This window comes from Vibrio sp. 10N.222.52.C12 (assembly GCF_041474215.1).
Taxonomy (GTDB): Bacteria; Pseudomonadota; Gammaproteobacteria; order Enterobacterales; family Vibrionaceae; genus Vibrio; species Vibrio crassostreae_C.
The window spans coordinates 13623-28591 of sequence record NZ_JBFRTR010000020.1 but is presented as its reverse complement, the minus strand read 5'-3'; the positions used below and the strand labels follow the sequence as shown (position 1 = coordinate 28591).

17 protein-coding genes are annotated in these 14969 nt (G+C 43.7%); 11 read left to right on the top strand and 6 right to left on the bottom strand.

Annotated elements, in window-relative coordinates; all coding sequences use genetic code 11:
* Window positions 1-99 precede the first annotated feature (99 nt).
* The gene (gene zipA, locus AB4623_RS04525) at window positions 100-1143 is read right to left on the bottom strand and encodes a cell division protein ZipA (RefSeq protein WP_017061932.1); all 1044 of its coding nucleotides are present in this window, start codon (window positions 1141-1143) and stop codon (window positions 100-102) included.
* Window positions 1144-1372: 229 nt separating this feature from the next.
* On the opposite strand from zipA, the gene cysZ reads away from it, so the two are divergent.
* The 5 genes from cysZ (at window position 1373) to crr (ending at window position 6374) form a co-directional block, all read left to right on the top strand.
* Complete coding sequence (gene cysZ / locus AB4623_RS04520; RefSeq protein ID WP_029235129.1) at window positions 1373-2131, top strand: sulfate transporter CysZ; 759 nt, start codon at window positions 1373-1375, stop codon at window positions 2129-2131.
* Between the two features lie 237 nt (window positions 2132-2368).
* Window positions 2369-3337, top strand: coding sequence for a cysteine synthase A (gene cysK / locus AB4623_RS04515; protein ID WP_017061934.1), 969 nt, complete (start codon window positions 2369-2371; stop codon window positions 3335-3337).
* Between the two features lie 302 nt (window positions 3338-3639).
* Entirely contained in the window at window positions 3640-3897 is a 258-nt protein-coding gene (locus AB4623_RS04510) for an HPr family phosphocarrier protein (RefSeq protein WP_004734263.1), read from the top strand.
* Between the two features lie 136 nt (window positions 3898-4033).
* Window positions 4034-5758 (top strand): phosphoenolpyruvate-protein phosphotransferase PtsI, encoded by a 1725-nt coding sequence (ptsI, locus tag AB4623_RS04505; protein ID WP_048660880.1) that lies wholly within the window; start codon window positions 4034-4036, stop codon window positions 5756-5758.
* Between the two features lie 106 nt (window positions 5759-5864).
* On the top strand, window positions 5865-6374 hold the full coding sequence (gene crr / locus AB4623_RS04500; RefSeq protein ID WP_004737851.1) for a PTS glucose transporter subunit IIA: 510 nt from the start codon (window positions 5865-5867) through the stop codon (window positions 6372-6374).
* Window positions 6375-6859: 485 nt separating this feature from the next.
* Here crr and AB4623_RS04495 read toward each other — a convergent pair whose 3' ends face one another.
* The 4 genes from AB4623_RS04495 to AB4623_RS04480 all read right to left on the bottom strand — a co-directional run bounded on the left by AB4623_RS04495 (window position 6860) and on the right by AB4623_RS04480 (window position 10996).
* Window positions 6860-7993 carry a flagellin gene (locus AB4623_RS04495; protein ID WP_102300543.1) on the bottom strand — a complete coding sequence of 378 codons (1134 nt, stop codon included), beginning with the start codon at window positions 7991-7993 and terminating at the stop codon, window positions 6860-6862.
* A gap of 297 nt (window positions 7994-8290) precedes the next feature.
* Window positions 8291-9424, bottom strand: a complete 1134-nt coding sequence (locus AB4623_RS04490) for a flagellin (RefSeq protein WP_017063389.1) — start codon at window positions 9422-9424, stop codon at window positions 8291-8293.
* Between the two features lie 121 nt (window positions 9425-9545).
* Window positions 9546-10469, bottom strand: coding sequence for a Dyp-type peroxidase (locus tag AB4623_RS04485; RefSeq protein WP_137001211.1), 924 nt, complete (start codon window positions 10467-10469; stop codon window positions 9546-9548).
* Window positions 10470-10534: 65 nt separating this feature from the next.
* Window positions 10535-10996 (bottom strand): DUF2919 domain-containing protein, encoded by a 462-nt coding sequence (locus AB4623_RS04480; protein WP_017060696.1) that lies wholly within the window; start codon window positions 10994-10996, stop codon window positions 10535-10537.
* A gap of 109 nt (window positions 10997-11105) precedes the next feature.
* Between AB4623_RS04480 and AB4623_RS04475 the strand changes: the two genes are divergently transcribed.
* Both AB4623_RS04475 and AB4623_RS04470 read left to right on the top strand, forming a co-directional pair.
* Window positions 11106-11450: a DUF2956 domain-containing protein gene (locus AB4623_RS04475; protein ID WP_229647141.1), complete on the top strand. Its 345-nt coding sequence runs from the start codon at window positions 11106-11108 to the stop codon at window positions 11448-11450.
* Window positions 11451-11462: 12 nt separating this feature from the next.
* Window positions 11463-11795 carry a DUF4156 domain-containing protein gene (locus tag AB4623_RS04470; RefSeq protein ID WP_065585044.1) on the top strand — a complete coding sequence of 111 codons (333 nt, stop codon included), beginning with the start codon at window positions 11463-11465 and terminating at the stop codon, window positions 11793-11795.
* Between the two features lie 91 nt (window positions 11796-11886).
* On the opposite strand, the gene AB4623_RS04465 is transcribed toward AB4623_RS04470, so the two are convergent.
* Window positions 11887-12174: a helix-turn-helix domain-containing protein gene (locus tag AB4623_RS04465; protein WP_004734273.1), complete on the bottom strand. Its 288-nt coding sequence runs from the start codon at window positions 12172-12174 to the stop codon at window positions 11887-11889.
* Window positions 12175-12379: 205 nt separating this feature from the next.
* Here AB4623_RS04465 and AB4623_RS04460 point away from each other — a divergent pair, with 205 nt between their 5' ends.
* The 4 genes from AB4623_RS04460 (at window position 12380) to AB4623_RS04445 (ending at window position 14900) form a co-directional block, all read left to right on the top strand.
* Window positions 12380-12727, top strand: coding sequence for an ArsC family reductase (locus tag AB4623_RS04460; protein ID WP_017060699.1), 348 nt, complete (start codon window positions 12380-12382; stop codon window positions 12725-12727).
* A gap of 98 nt (window positions 12728-12825) precedes the next feature.
* Entirely contained in the window at window positions 12826-13962 is a 1137-nt protein-coding gene (gene dapE / locus AB4623_RS04455; RefSeq protein ID WP_372056240.1) for a succinyl-diaminopimelate desuccinylase, read from the top strand.
* A 45-nt stretch (window positions 13963-14007) separates the two neighbouring features.
* The gene (locus AB4623_RS04450) at window positions 14008-14682 is read left to right on the top strand and encodes a M15 family metallopeptidase (protein ID WP_017063385.1); all 675 of its coding nucleotides are present in this window, start codon (window positions 14008-14010) and stop codon (window positions 14680-14682) included.
* Window positions 14683-14690: 8 nt separating this feature from the next.
* On the top strand, window positions 14691-14900 hold the full coding sequence (locus AB4623_RS04445; protein ID WP_017060702.1) for a DUF2897 family protein: 210 nt from the start codon (window positions 14691-14693) through the stop codon (window positions 14898-14900).
* Window positions 14901-14969: the final 69 nt, after the last annotated feature.

Sequence of the window (14969 nt, the reverse complement as noted above, 5' to 3'; positions counted from 1 at the left end):
CTTTCATATCATTCTCTATCGTGATTGAAATATCAAAAAGGGCTCCCTTAGGAGCCCTTTTCTATAAATATAGATTATTTACAAGGCTAAACAATACGGCTAGGCATTCGATGCCGTCATAAAGTCTCTGATTTGCTTGCGGTAGTCAGATAAACGGTTTGGTGTCATTAAGTTGCGTGACTCATCCAACACGTTTCCGCCCATATCGTCAGCAATTTTCTGCGCCGCACTCAGCATCACATTGAAGTTTTGATCAGCTTGACCATAACAAGGCAACGTCATAAAGAACGAAATACCTTTAGTCGTGAAGTCAGCAGGATCATCATGTTCTAGCGTTCCTGGCTGCATCATGTTTGCAACGCTGAAAATAACCTTTGGTGCATCTGTAGATTGTGCAAAGCAGTGGTAAATAGACATCTCACCATAAGTTAAACCGTTGTTCTCCATGCTGCGGAAAAGTTCAGTCCCAACGAATGGGATCTCTCCAGCACAGTGAACATTAAGAACGATCACTTCTAAACCAAGTTCTTCATCTGGTTTTGCTTCTTCAACAGTCGCACTTTGCGGAGTCACGACTTCTTTCGCAACAACGGGCTCTCTTTGAGTAAGCGTTTCGTTTGGAACGACTGGCTCATCAACTGTTTCAGAAGGCTCTTCAAACGAACCGTACTGCACTTTAAAGCCGGCATGGTTTTCTTTTTGCTCGTCAGTCAACTCAAAGCTTGGAACTTCAGGCTCAACGTCCTTCTCTTCCTCAATCACTTCAGGTTCACTTTCAACCTTAATTGGGTCTTCTACGCTGAAAGAAGGAAGATCATTTAATTCGATATCATCTTCGTAAGCTTCTTTCGCTTGTGGCGCTGTTAGCGGATCTGAGTCGATCAGCGGATCAGTATCAGAGGGTGAAACAGCAAAATCCGGCTCTTTACGTTCTTTTCGGATTATCTCAAAATCATCTTCTGGGGCGAATGAACGGTTTGGAATAGTTTCTGCTTCATCTAAGCTGTCGTTATCAAGCTTACCGAGCGGCTTATCTCCAAACTTTGCTTTCCCTTCTTTTTTACTCGTCCATAGACCATGGAACAATAATGCGGCGATAGCTAATGCGCCAACAATAATGAGTACAAATCGCAATTCCTGCATTTTTCGCTCTCAGCTTTCTTAGTCAACTAGCTATAAACACGCTGTCACTAAGTTGGGTTAATTTGGCTAATCTCACTACTCTATCAAAAGTAGCCACTGTTTTAGAACAACTTAATACAATTAGTTCCTTACATGGTGTGATTTTCACCACGCTTTTTTTCTTAATTTCGGTCGAGTACACTAGACATGTTTGCTATTTAACCAAATTCACATGTGACCTAATTTAAATATGACTATTGAATCTGTTCCCCGCTCCGGCTTTGGCTATTTTATTTTCGGAATAAAAATCGCTTTATCACCGAGCATTCGTAAGTTTGTACTAATGCCACTTATCGCGAACGTGTTACTCGTTGGTGGTGCCTTGTTTTATATCTTCTCCAACCTAAACACTTGGATTGAAGGTTGGATTGGTGCATTGCCAAGTTTCTTGTCGTGGTTGTCATACATTTTATGGCCATTACTTGTGTTAACCGTCTTGGCCACATTCTCGTATTTCTTTAGCACGCTCGCTAACTTCATTGCCGCACCGTTCAACGGTTTACTCGCGGAAAAAGTTGAAGAGTTGTTGAGCGGTAAAAAAGTTAATGACGATGGTTTACTTGATGTCCTCAAAGATACCCCACGTATATTAGCGAGAGAATGGCGCAAGCTTGTCTACATTCTGCCAAAAGCGATCGGTTTATTCCTACTTTTGTTAATTCCAGCACTAGGGCAAACCGTTGCTCCGTTTTTATGGTTCATTTTCACAGCATGGATGTTAGCGATTCAATACGCCGACTACCCGTTCGATAACCATAAAATCAAATTTGATGACATGAGAAACAATTTGAAACAAAAACAAGGCAAGAGCTACAGCTTTGGCGCGCTTGTTTCTGTGTTCACCACAATTCCAATTCTAAACCTGATCGTAATGCCCGTTGCCGTTTGCGGCGCGACGGCAATGTGGGTTGCTGAGTTTAAAGACCAAGCTCTGCGTTCTCGTCTATAATTCTCGTCTATTACCCCGCCTATACTTCCTAGTTTCGCCTATCTTTTTGAAGTTCTGATTTCAATAAAGATAGGCGTGAATTCTGCTACATATCTATATGATATAACTTTTTAATCCTTTTACCTTTTTTTCAACTTGTTTAATCTAAATTCAAGCTGAATAAACATCGTAAGACACTAGACGGTAAAGTGATTGATATACTACGTTTAGTTCTGTCATTAAATGAAGGAATATCGCATGAGCAAGATCTACGAAGACAACACCCTAACGATTGGTAACACACCTCTAGTCCGCCTTAACAAAGTAAGCAAAGGTAACGTCCTAGCTAAGATCGAAGCTCGTAACCCAAGCTTCAGTGTTAAATGTCGTATCGGTTCAAACATGATCTGGGAAGCAGAAAAAGCAGGTACGCTTAAGCCAGGTATCGAGCTTGTTGAACCTACCAGTGGTAACACAGGTGTTGCACTTGCATTCGTAGCAGCAGCACGCGGTTACAAACTAACGCTAACTATGCCTGAATCAATGAGCCTAGAACGTCGTAAGCTGCTTAAAGCGCTTGGCGCAAACCTTGTGCTAACTGAAGCACCAAAAGGCATGAACGGCGCGATTGCTAAAGCAGAAGAGATTGTTGCTTCAGACCCAGACAAATACCTACTACTTCAACAGTTCAACAACCCTGCTAACCCACAGATTCACGAGCAGACGACTGGTCCTGAAATTTGGGAAGCAACAGACGGCGAAATCGACGTGTTTGTAGCGGGTGTTGGTACGGGCGGTACTATCACTGGTACGAGTCGTTACATTAAAGGTGAAAAAGGCAAAGCGATTACTTCAGTCGCGGTTGAGCCGGCAGAGTCTCCAGTGATTGCACAAGCACTTGCAGGTGAAGAAATCAAACCAGCTCCACACAAAATTCAAGGTATCGGTGCAGGTTTCATCCCTGGAAACCTAGATTTAGAGATTATTGACCGTGTTGAATCGGTAACTTCTGAAGAAGCGATCGAGATGGCTCAACGCCTAATGAAAGAAGAAGGTATTCTTGCTGGTATCTCATCTGGCGCGGCAGTAGTAGCAGCGAACAGAATCGCCGAACTACCTGAATTTGCAGGAAAAACTATCGTTACTGTACTGCCAAGTTCTGGTGAACGTTACCTAAGCACAGCCCTATTTGCTGGCATCTTTACGGAAAAAGAGAACCAACAATAATATGTGGTCAAATCAATTTTTCGTCCAAAAAAGCCCCGTTTAGGGGCTTTTTTGTTGATCCCTGCCCCACCTTTGGTAATATCGGGTCTGTTTTATTTTTCGCTTCAAAATAAAAGAAGCAATAAACAAATTCTGAAAGTCATGAGTACTCAACAAAAGACGACCATGGCTGGATAAAAATTTATAACCAGTCTAAGTTCTAACACGAACATGGCGTACTAGCCTCTAGCGCATTTGGGCTAAAGCAGTTAAGCTAATCTGGTTACAAACTTACAAAAAATAAATTAATTGGGGTATATAAAATGTACGAGAAGCAAGTAGAAATCACAGCAGAAAACGGTCTTCACACTCGTCCAGCTGCACAGTTCGTTAAAGAAGCAAAATCTTTCGACGCTGACATCACAGTGACTTCTAACGGCAAAAGCGCTAGCGCGAAAAGCCTGTTCAAACTACAAACTTTAGGCCTAGTAAAAGGTACTAACGTTACTATTTCAGCTGAAGGTCCTCAAGCTCAGCAAGCAGTAGACCACCTAGTTGCTCTTATGGATCAACTACACTAATACGGTCTCCTTCTTTCAAAGCCATTTTGCATAGCAAAGTGGCTTTGTTCGAAATAGATAGGAATAAGCGCGACATTAGTCGACGACTTAAAGTCACACACTCTCCCGTTTACAGTTGAACAACTAAGGTAAGGCTATGATTTCAGGCATCCTAGCATCTCCTGGTATTGCTTTCGGTAAAGCACTACTACTTCAAGAAGATGAAATTGTCCTAAACACTCAATCTATCTCTGACGACCAAGTTGAAGCAGAAGTACAGCGTTTCTTTGACGCTCGTAACAAATCTTCTCAGCAACTTGAAGTTGTTAAGCAAAAAGCACTTGAAACTTTTGGCGAAGAAAAAGAAGCAATCTTTGAAGGCCACATCATGCTGCTTGAAGATGAAGAGCTAGAAGAAGAGATTTTAGCACTCATCAAGAAAGACAAGATGCACGCAGACAACGCGATCCACACTGTGATCGAAGAGCAAGCTGTTGCACTAGAGTCTCTTGATGATGAGTACCTAAAAGAACGTGCAACTGATATCCGTGATATCGGTACTCGTTTCGTTAAAAATGCTCTAGGCATCAACATTGTATCTCTAGCAGATATCAATGAAGAAGTTATCCTAGTAGCTTACGACCTAACGCCATCTGAAACTGCACAAATCAACCTAGACTACGTTCTTGGTTTCGCTTGTGACATCGGCGGTCGTACATCTCATACTTCAATCATGGCACGTTCTCTTGAGCTTCCAGCTATCGTTGGTACTAACGATATCACTAAGCAAGTTAAGAACGGCGACATGCTTGTGCTAGACGCGATGAACAACAAGATCATCATCAACCCTTCTGAAGCTGAACTAGCAGAAGCTAAGAAAATCAAAGCAGATTTCGAAGCAGAAGCGGCTGAACTAGCAAAACTAAAAGATTTACACGCTGAAACTCTAGACGGTCACCGTGTAGAAGTTTGTGGCAACATCGGTACAGTAAAAGACTGTGACGGTATCCTGCGTAACGGCGGTGAAGGCGTTGGTCTGTACCGTACTGAATTCCTATTTATGGACCGTGACGCGCTTCCTACTGAAGAAGAGCAATACGTTGCTTACAAAGAAGTAGCAGAAGCAATGGAAGGCGAGTCAGTGATTATCCGTACTATGGATATCGGTGGCGACAAAGACCTACCATACATGGACCTTCCACAAGAGATGAACCCGTTCCTAGGCTGGCGTGCAGTACGTATCAGCTTGGATCGTCGTGAAATCCTACGTGACCAACTACGTGGCATCCTACGTGCATCTGCACACGGTAAACTACGTATCATGTTCCCAATGATCATTTCTGTTGAAGAGATCCGTGAACTGAAAAAAGCAATCGAAGAGTACAAAGTTGAACTTCGCGCTGAAGGCCTAGCTTTCGATGAAGAAATCGAAATCGGCGTAATGGTTGAGACTCCAGCAGCTGCTGCAATCGCACACCACCTAGCGAAAGAAGTATCTTTCTTCTCTATCGGTACTAACGACCTAACGCAATACACTCTTGCGGTAGACCGTGGTAACGAAATGATTTCTCACCTATACAACCCACTATCTCCTGCTGTTCTTACAGTAATCAAGCAAGTGATCGACGCATCACACGCTGAAGGTAAGTGGACTGGTATGTGTGGTGAGCTTGCTGGTGATGAGCGTGCAACGCTACTTCTTCTTGGTATGGGTCTAGATGAGTTCTCTATGAGCGGTATCTCTATCCCTAAAGTTAAGAAAGTAATCCGTAACTCTAACTTCGCTGAAGTTAAAGCTATGGCTGACGAAGCACTATCTCTACCAACAGCTGCTGAAATTGAAGCTTGCGTAGAAAAGTTCATCGCTGAGAAAACTCAGTAATCGCCAATCGCTTAATAACGTTAGACGGCTAAAAATAGTCGTCTAATTTGTTAGATTGGTATAGTATATTCTACAGAATAAAACTAAACGTTAGGAGCATGACACAATGGGTCTGTTTGACAAACTGAAAAAGCTTGTATCTGATGACAGCGCTGATGCTGGTGCAATCGAAATCATCGCACCTCTTTCTGGTGAAATCGTAAACATCGAAGATGTGCCAGATGTAGTTTTCGCTGAAAAAATCGTTGGTGACGGCATCGCGATCAAACCAGCTGGCGACAAAATGGTAGCTCCAGTTAACGGTACTATCGGTAAGATCTTCGAAACTAACCACGCATTCTCTATCGAGTCTGACGACGGTGTTGAGCTTTTCGTTCACTTCGGTATCGATACTGTTGAACTTAAAGGCGAAGGCTTCACTCGTGTAGCTGAAGAAGGTCAATCTGTTAAAGCTGGTGACACTATCATCACTTTCGACCTAGCGCTTCTAGAAGAGAAAGCAAAATCTACGCTTACTCCAGTTGTTATCTCTAACATGGACGAAATCAAAGAGCTGAACAAGCTTTCTGGTTCTGTAACTGTTGGCGAAACTCCAGTTCTTAAAGTAACTAAGTAATCTCGATTACTTATCTGCTTTAATTAAAACGCTACCTAAGGGTGGCGTTTTTTGTGCCTGCTATATAGTTCTAATGCCAGATTACCAGCCGCTTTGGCCTTATACCTAACAACTACAAATCCCCTTCTTCTTTGGGCCTCTCACGAACAGAGATCCCTGACATCTCGCTCGGTTCGATTCTGGGATGACGATTAAACACTATGGTTTAAGCCTGAGTGATTGTTACTCAAACCGACCTCTTCTATACAGTTAGCTATAGAGTCACCAATACCCAACTCCCGTCATTCCCTACAGTGAGGCACGAACGTGATAGGGAATCTCGCTTTCCAATCAACTACCAACACCACAACTCCCCTCTCTTCTCCAAATTTCAGGCAATAAAAAACCCAGCCGAAGCTGGGTCTGTTTAGCGCTCATCTCTCACCACGAGCTAATTTGTGGAAGCCTAACGTCAACACTATCGGTCAACGTGGCTTTTCAATCGATTAACCTAGTAGGCTAAGTGCCGAGTTCGGTGCTTGCTTCGCTTGAGCAAGAATCGAGCTTGAAGCTTGAGAAAGGATCTGAGACTTAGTCATCTGAGTCGTTTCTTTCGCGAAGTCGGTATCTTTAATACGGCTCTTAGATGCGTTAACGTTCTCGTTAATGTTGTCTAAGTTGCTGATAGCGTGGTCGAAACGGTTTTGGAAAGCACCTAGCTCAGCACGGTGACTGTCTACATACTTAAGGGCCGCATCGATTACTGCTACAGACTCTTGTGCGCCGCCAACAGATGTTACGTCGATAGTATCAACCGTTACGTCTTTAGCTGCTTGAATACCTAGCTCGCCCGCAAGACCGCCAGAGAAAGACACATCGCCGCTCACTTTGTTGTTGCCTGTGAACATTTGTAGCTTGCCGTCTTCAGTAACAGACGCTTTAACAGAATCTTGTTGACCGTTGATGTAAGTCGCGAGCTCTTCGATGTCATCACCCGCTTTTGCGCTGATGTCGATTTCTTGTGCTTGGCCGAAGTTGTCAGTGAACGACAGTTTTAGGTCGTTAGAGCCCGCTTGAACGTTCCAGTCTTTGTCTTTCGCGTTCTCAGTTTGGTAGCTCTTACCACCCATCTGAGCGTTATCAGAGCGCATGTCTTTCAGTTGAAGCATTACAGCTTCACCGTTATCCGCACCGATTTGGAATGATTTAGTACCGTGAGTACCGTTAAGCAGCTTGTTACCACCAAAAGACGTCGTTTCCGCGATACGGTTCAGTTCGTCGTTCAGTGCTGTTACTTCTTCTTGAATCGCTACACGCTCAGATTTTGAGTTTGAGCCGTTTGAAGATTGTAGAGACAAATCACGCATACGTTGCAGGATGTTAGTCGTCTCGTTCATTGCACCTTCAGCAGTTTGTGCAATTGAGATACCGTCGTTCGCGTTACGTACAGCAACATCAAGGCCACGACTTTGAACGTTCAAACGGTTCGAGATTTGTAGACCCGCAGCGTCATCTTTTGCGCTGTTGATTTTTGAGCCAGAAGCTAGACGCTCCATTGATGTTTGTTGTGCGCTGTTTGCATTGTTTAGGTAACGTTGCGCTGTCATCGCTGAAACGTTTGTATTTACATTCACTGCCATGGTGACTTCTCCAATTGATTTTCCGGTATAGCGGTTTCCGACGTCTCGGAAAACCAAGTAGTTATCTCTAAGTTACTTTTAATAACGGCGTGATTGGCGAAACCTTTAGGAAAAAAACAACAAATTTAAAGAAATAGCGGTAAAACAGAAGAAAGCGTGACTGGTCGTAAAATTATCGAAAAAAGATGAGAAAATCGCTAAAGTTGCCGGGAAGTCAGTCGAGTGAGAAATTGTATTTTTATTCGCCAAAAAGCACCGGCCAAGCTGAAATGCTTTTATAAGATTGTAGGTAATTCATTAACCTAATAACGTTAAAGCTAGATTCGGCGCTTGCTTGGCTTGAGCGAGTATCGTTGTGCTCACTTGCTGCAGTATTTGTTGCTTGAGCATTTGAGTGGTTTCTTTGGCGTAGTCGGTATCTTTGATTCGACTGTTTGATGTCGCCAAATTCTCATGAACGTTTTCAAGATTGTTAATGGCATGATCAAAGCGGTTTTGCATTGCCCCTAATTCAGAGCGATGGCTATCGACATACTTCATCGCCGTATCCAAAATAGAGACGGCGCGCTGAGCACCACCCACATCCGTTACATTGATGTCATTAACTGACTCGTAATAGCCCGCTGACATCGAAAGCTCACTGGCTAATGAACCTGAAAAAGAGATGGTACCCGCGGTATCTTCACCTGACATATAAATCTGAAGTTGTCCGTCATCATTAACAGAAGCCGATAAGAGATCCGTTTGACCATTAATGTAAGTCGCCAACTCTTCGATATCATCGCCCGCTTTCGCATTAATGGTGATCTCTTGAGGCTGACCAAAACGATCGGTAAACGACATCGTCATATCATTCTGGTTTGATTTCACTTCCCATGAATCACTGGCCATGCCATTAGCAACGTAGCTAAAGCCGCCCATGTTGATGTCATCAGTACGCATGCTTTTCAAACCAATCTGCACAGCTTCGCCCGAACTGCCGCCGATTTGAAACGAGGTGTGCCCAAAACTGCCGTTAAGGAGTTTTTTACCACCGAATGAAGTGGTTTCGGCAATTCGATTCAGCTCGTCATTTAACGCGGTGACTTCTTCTTGAATAGCGATTCGTTCCGATGAACTATTCGAGCCGTTACTCGCTTGTAGGGATAAGTCTCGCATGCGCTGCATGATATTAGTGGTTTCATTCATCGCCCCTTCTGCAGTCTGCATAATGGAGATACCGTCGTTAGCATTTCGAACAGCAACATCAATGCCACTCATCTGTGCTTCTAATCGATTTGAGATCTGTAAGCCAGCCGCATCGTCTTTTGCACTATTAATACGGCTCCCTGAAGCTAAGCGCTCCAAAGATTGGTTCAGCATGTTATTAGCGTTAGAGAGGTTTCTCTGAGCCACTAACGCCGAGACATTCGTATTGACAGTTATAGCCATAGACCTTCGCTTACAAAAAGAGGAATAAAACTCACGATTGCTCTTATATCGACCAATTCATATAAAGCTTTAATAAAAAAGGAGCCCTGAGGCTCCCTTTGTTTATTCTTTTTGAGACGACTTACTTAATCGTTAATGCACTCAACATCTCAGTTGAAGGAGCAAAGTAATACGCGCCAGTCACCGCTTTAGTAAAGCGAAGCAGTTGGTCTGTTTTGCCATCAGTTACGCCGTACATGCTCTCTAACATCGCATCGAAGTTATGACGAACGTTACAGTAAGCAATGAACAATAAGCCGTGGTCGCCCGTAGCAGTACCGTAAGGTAGACTGTGGCGAACAATCTTAAGCCCCTTGCCTTCTTCTTTGATATCCACACGGCCAACGTGAGACGCCGCAGGAACATCATCTAACTCAATTGAATCAGGTTTAGTTCGGCCAATCACTTTCTCTTGTGCCGATACATTCAAACGATTCCAAGCTGGCAGGTTATGCACAAAACGCTGCACCATTACATAACTACCACCAGCGAATTCACCCTCAGGCACAATAGCGACTTCAGCACGTTGTGCGTCTTTCGGGTTTTCAGTGCCATCAACAAAGTCTGTCATGTCACGAGAGTCTAGGAAGCGATAACCATAAGTTTCATCAACCACTTCAACATCAGCTGCTACTTCAGATAGCAATTTACGCAAGATAAAGAAGTGCAGATCATGTCGGTTTGAATGACAGTGAATCAGAACGTCAGACAGTGTGCTCGGTGCTGTGATATCACCTTCACCCAGCACAGGGAAGTCGATCAAATCAGCGGGCGCTGCTTGCTCGAACCTATCCCAAAAAGCTTTTGAGAACGCAACCGATGCCGTTAAGTTCGCATCAGGCTGAGTTTGGTTTAGTTCGTCGATTAGAGTCGGAAGCTTTTGAATTTCTGCTAGTACATTAGCAGTATTAGCGTTCACTTTAAGTTGAACGTAAAGCGCGAAAGGCCCAGCTTCAGGCAAAATAGCACTTTGAACGTTAGGCTGCTCATTTGAAACATTAAGCATAGATTATTCCTTCCAGTTTTAGATTCTAAGTATAATTGTGAATGGGACAAATGTTTTGATGAGAATCAGTCTTCGAGCTCAACCACTTTAAAGCAATCCCTTGCAGCATGGCTATTGGTTAGATAAAGCGCTAACCACAGCAGCAACAATAGGGTGATGCCATTTGACCAACGGAACCATCCGTTATCCAAATAGATTAAATAAATCGTATGGGAGCCCTGTGCCAAGATAGCCATCATGGTAACCCAACGTCCCCATGACACGACTTTGTTAAGGCGCTTTCTATCTGGCGATCTTAGCCCAAATAACCACATCAGCAGCAAACTAGGCACACTCAACGCGATCCCGACATAAAACATCTGATGGTCTGGGTAGATTATCTCAAGAATATCGGTTCCCGATTCTCGGCTTGCGCCTGCAACAATGAAAACGACCAAGGCTTTCGCAAGAAACAACCAACCTAGCCAGAGCAAGATTGGAGCTTTCAAAAAGCCGTGCTTGTCGTATTGTTCTATGGAGTACCGCACAAATCTCACTTTCACTTATTTTCAAACCAACACTTTAACGCAAATCATTCATACTTAACTAGCTTTGCGTTATCTTAGTAGCCAATCCGTTTTAATTGTCGAACTCAGTATGAAAAACAAAACTAATACGCCCTCTGTTGAATCTCAACAGGAAGCACTGAAGATAGCCAAAGCGACTCAAAAGCCAGCTCAAACCAAAGAACAAACTAAACTGATTGCTCAGGGTATCGAGAAAGGCATCGCACTGTACAAGAAACAGCAAAAAGAACGCAGCCGCCAAGCCGATAAAGCTAAAAAGCGCGTACAGAAAGAGAAGCAGACTCTACAAGCGAACCAAGACCAAGAACAGAATGTCGACTTGGATAATGAAACAACATCAAATCACGCCAGTAAATTGCCGTGGTTATTATTGTTCGCTAGCTGGATAGGCTTCGCGATTTATTTGATGAAATAACAGGATAAGCGTATGAAAAAGGAATTAATCGCTTTGGCTATGAGTAGCGTGTTACTCGGTTGCACGACACCGACATCAACGCCTCATAGCGAAGCTGCCAACGTGCAAATGGATTACCATGGCGTGATTAATATCGATAAATGTCAGTATAAAGGGGAAGTCACAGGCAGCGAAGGCCATTGGTACAACTACCTGTTTTACCCAAATGACACATTGATTCAAGGCGCCATGAATCAACTCAAGTCGAATACGATTGAGCTAGGCGCAGATACCGTGATATTCACACTTCCCCAAGATTTTTCCACATCCGTGACTATGCTGGGAACTGCCTATCTGTGTAAGTAAATAGAAACGTAATGGGGTAGCTCACAACTCATATTAGCGAGATGCTCCCTACTATTTCTATTCTAAAAAAAGAAAGCCAGCTTTCGCTGGCTTATGCACTAAATCCAAGGCTTGTTGCTATATCGCCTTTACGCTGGATAACCCATTGACTGTCAAATGGCCCCCAGTCGGATAACTGGTAATAGCCATCATTATGACGTCGCCCATCTTGAACAAACATAAGTTCGATACCGATCCCCGGTAACGCCTTGAGTACATCTTGAATAGTACGACGAGGCCACCCCGTTTTTTCGATGAGTTTAGGCACATTTGGCCTATCAAGGCTTTCCACTAACAATGCTAAATATAGCCGCCTTGCAAAAACAGGACTCAACTCCATTGACACCTCCTATATATGTGCAGCTCAATTATTTCTTTTTTCGCTGACAACATGTTGAGGCTGATCAATAAGTCTCCAATAGTGACATTTTCTTACGCTTTTTTTTCACTCTATGAAATATTCATCACTCTATTTTGTCTGAGTTGCTGCTTCCTGATAGGATTCAACTCATAACAATGAAATAAAATCACTCAAAGGAAGAATAATGACTATCACCATGTTTGGTATCCCAAATTGCGACACCATTAAAAAAGCAAAGAAATGGCTCGAAGCTGAAGGTATCGAGTTCGAATTTCACGATTATCGCAAACAAGGCATCACAGAAGAGCTAGTAACAAGCTTCTGCTCTGAGCTAGGTTGGGAGCTTGTGCTAAACAAACGTGGTACGACTTATCGCCAACTTTCTCAAGAACAGAAAGACACCCTAACAGAAGAAAAAGCGGTGACTTTGCTAGTTGAACAACCTGCCATGATCAAGCGCCCAATCTTAAAAGTTGAAGGTAAGCTTCACATCGGATTTAAAGCCGACCAATACGCGGCTATTTTTGCTTAGATCGTTGTATTTACATAGACAGACAACTGGACGTTGATCATTGAATCAGCTTCTAAAAATTAATGACTAGACGTTTTATTTAAACAAGGAATTCAAGGATGACAGATAGCCCAACTTTGGCTCTGGCAAAAGACCTAATCAGCCGTCAATCGGTAACACCAGAAGATGCAGGCTGCCAAGACCTGATGATTGAACGCTTAAAAGCACTCGGTTTTAAAATCGAAGTGATGGTATTTGAAGATACGACCAACTTCTGGGCTCGTCGTGGTACTGAAGCGCCTCTGTTTGCTTTTGCTGGTCACACTGATGTGGTACCTGCAGGCCCAATCGAACAGTGGAACACTAAACCATTCGAACCGACTATCGTAGACGGTTTCCTACATGGCCGTGGCGCTGCTGATATGAAAGGCTCTCTGGCTTCAATGATTGTTGCCGTCGAGCAGTTCATTGCCAAACACCCAGACCACACAGGCTCAATTGGTTTCCTGATCACTTCAGATGAGGAAGGTCCTTTCATCAACGGTACTGTACGTGTTGTTGAAGCATTAATGGCGCGCGGTGAAAACATCGATATGTGTATCGTTGGTGAACCATCGAGCACTGAGTTCGTGGGTGATGTCGTGAAGAACGGCCGTCGTGGCTCTATCACTGGCGACCTAACGATTAAAGGCACACAAGGTCATGTTGCCTACCCTCACCTAGCAAACAACCCAGTACACAGCTCTCTGCTTGCTATTAATGAGCTAGCAACAACTGAGTGGGATAAAGGTAATGATTACTTCCCGCCAACCAGTTTCCAAATTCCAAATGTGAGTGCGGGTACTGGTGCTTCAAACGTGATCCCTGGTGAGTTTAATGTTCAGTTTAACCTACGCTTTAGTACAGAGTTAAGCAACGACATCATCGTTGAGCGCATCACAACGACACTCGACAAGTATGATTTCGAATACGACCTAAGATGGACATTCAATGGCGACCCGTTCTTAACAGACGCAGGTTCACTGCTTGATGCTATTGTTGATGCAGTGGGTCACGTCAATGATGTGAAACCAGCACTGCTAACGACTGGCGGTACATCTGATGGTCGCTTTATTGCACGTATGGGCGGACAAGTGGTTGAACTAGGCCCTGTGAATGCAACGATTCACAAGGTTAACGAATGCGTGAAGGTAGCCGATTTAGAAAAGCTAACTGACATGTACGAAAGAACATTAGTGAACCTATTCGCTAAATAGTCTTTCATCAGCGATTCATAGCATCCAATTATTGAGAGACTCGTTATGACACCAGAGCAGCTTACCGGACAATCAGATTCTCATCTAGAGCCTAGCCTGATCGGCACCAAGACCTTCTTGGTCCACAGTGAGGTTAAGAATGACCTGAATAATTTGATTGAAGCTGCTCAGCTCGCTGGTTTTAAAATGGAGATTGCCAGTGGCTTTCGCGACTATGAAAGGCAATCTCTGATTTGGAACCGTAAGTTTTCTGGCGAAGCTCCGATATTAGATTCAGAAAGCCAACCTCTTGATGCTTCAAAACTGACCGAACAACAAAAGCTATCGGCTATCCTGAGATGGTCTGCGCTTCCCGGCGCGAGTCGTCATCATTGGGGTTGTGACTTCGATGTCTTTGCTCGTAACCACTTACCTGAAGGCATACATCTGCAATTAGAACCATGGGAATACCTTACTGGCCACCAGCAATCGTTTTACCAATGGCTATCAGTTCATGCTGCACAATTTGGTTTCTTCTTTCCTTACAGCCAAGATTTGGGTGGTGTGGCGATCGAACCATGGCATATCAGCCATCGCAAAGTATCGGAGTCGTGTTTATCACAGTTATCTCCGACTTTACTTGGCAAGCAACTCCAATCTAAGCCAGTATTAGGGTATGAGATTATTATGGAGCAGCTAGACGAGATCTATGCACGCTTCGTAGCGAATATCAGTCATTAGGAGCGCTTATGTTGGAGTGGCTTACAAACCCTTGGGTTATCATCATCATCGTAGTTAGCGTTGTTGTGGGTAACATCGCAGCGCTCAAACAGACAGCCAATATGGATCTGACGGGGCGTGGTAAAACTGAGCGAGATTTAGATAAGCTCAATCGCTCGGATAAACTTAACCAAGAGAAAGCTGAAAAAGAAGAATCCAAAGACAATAAAGACGCATAGCCTTTTGCTTTGGCTAATCAGCTTGATTGACCAATGTAGCCTGATGACAACGAATACAATAAAAAAGAG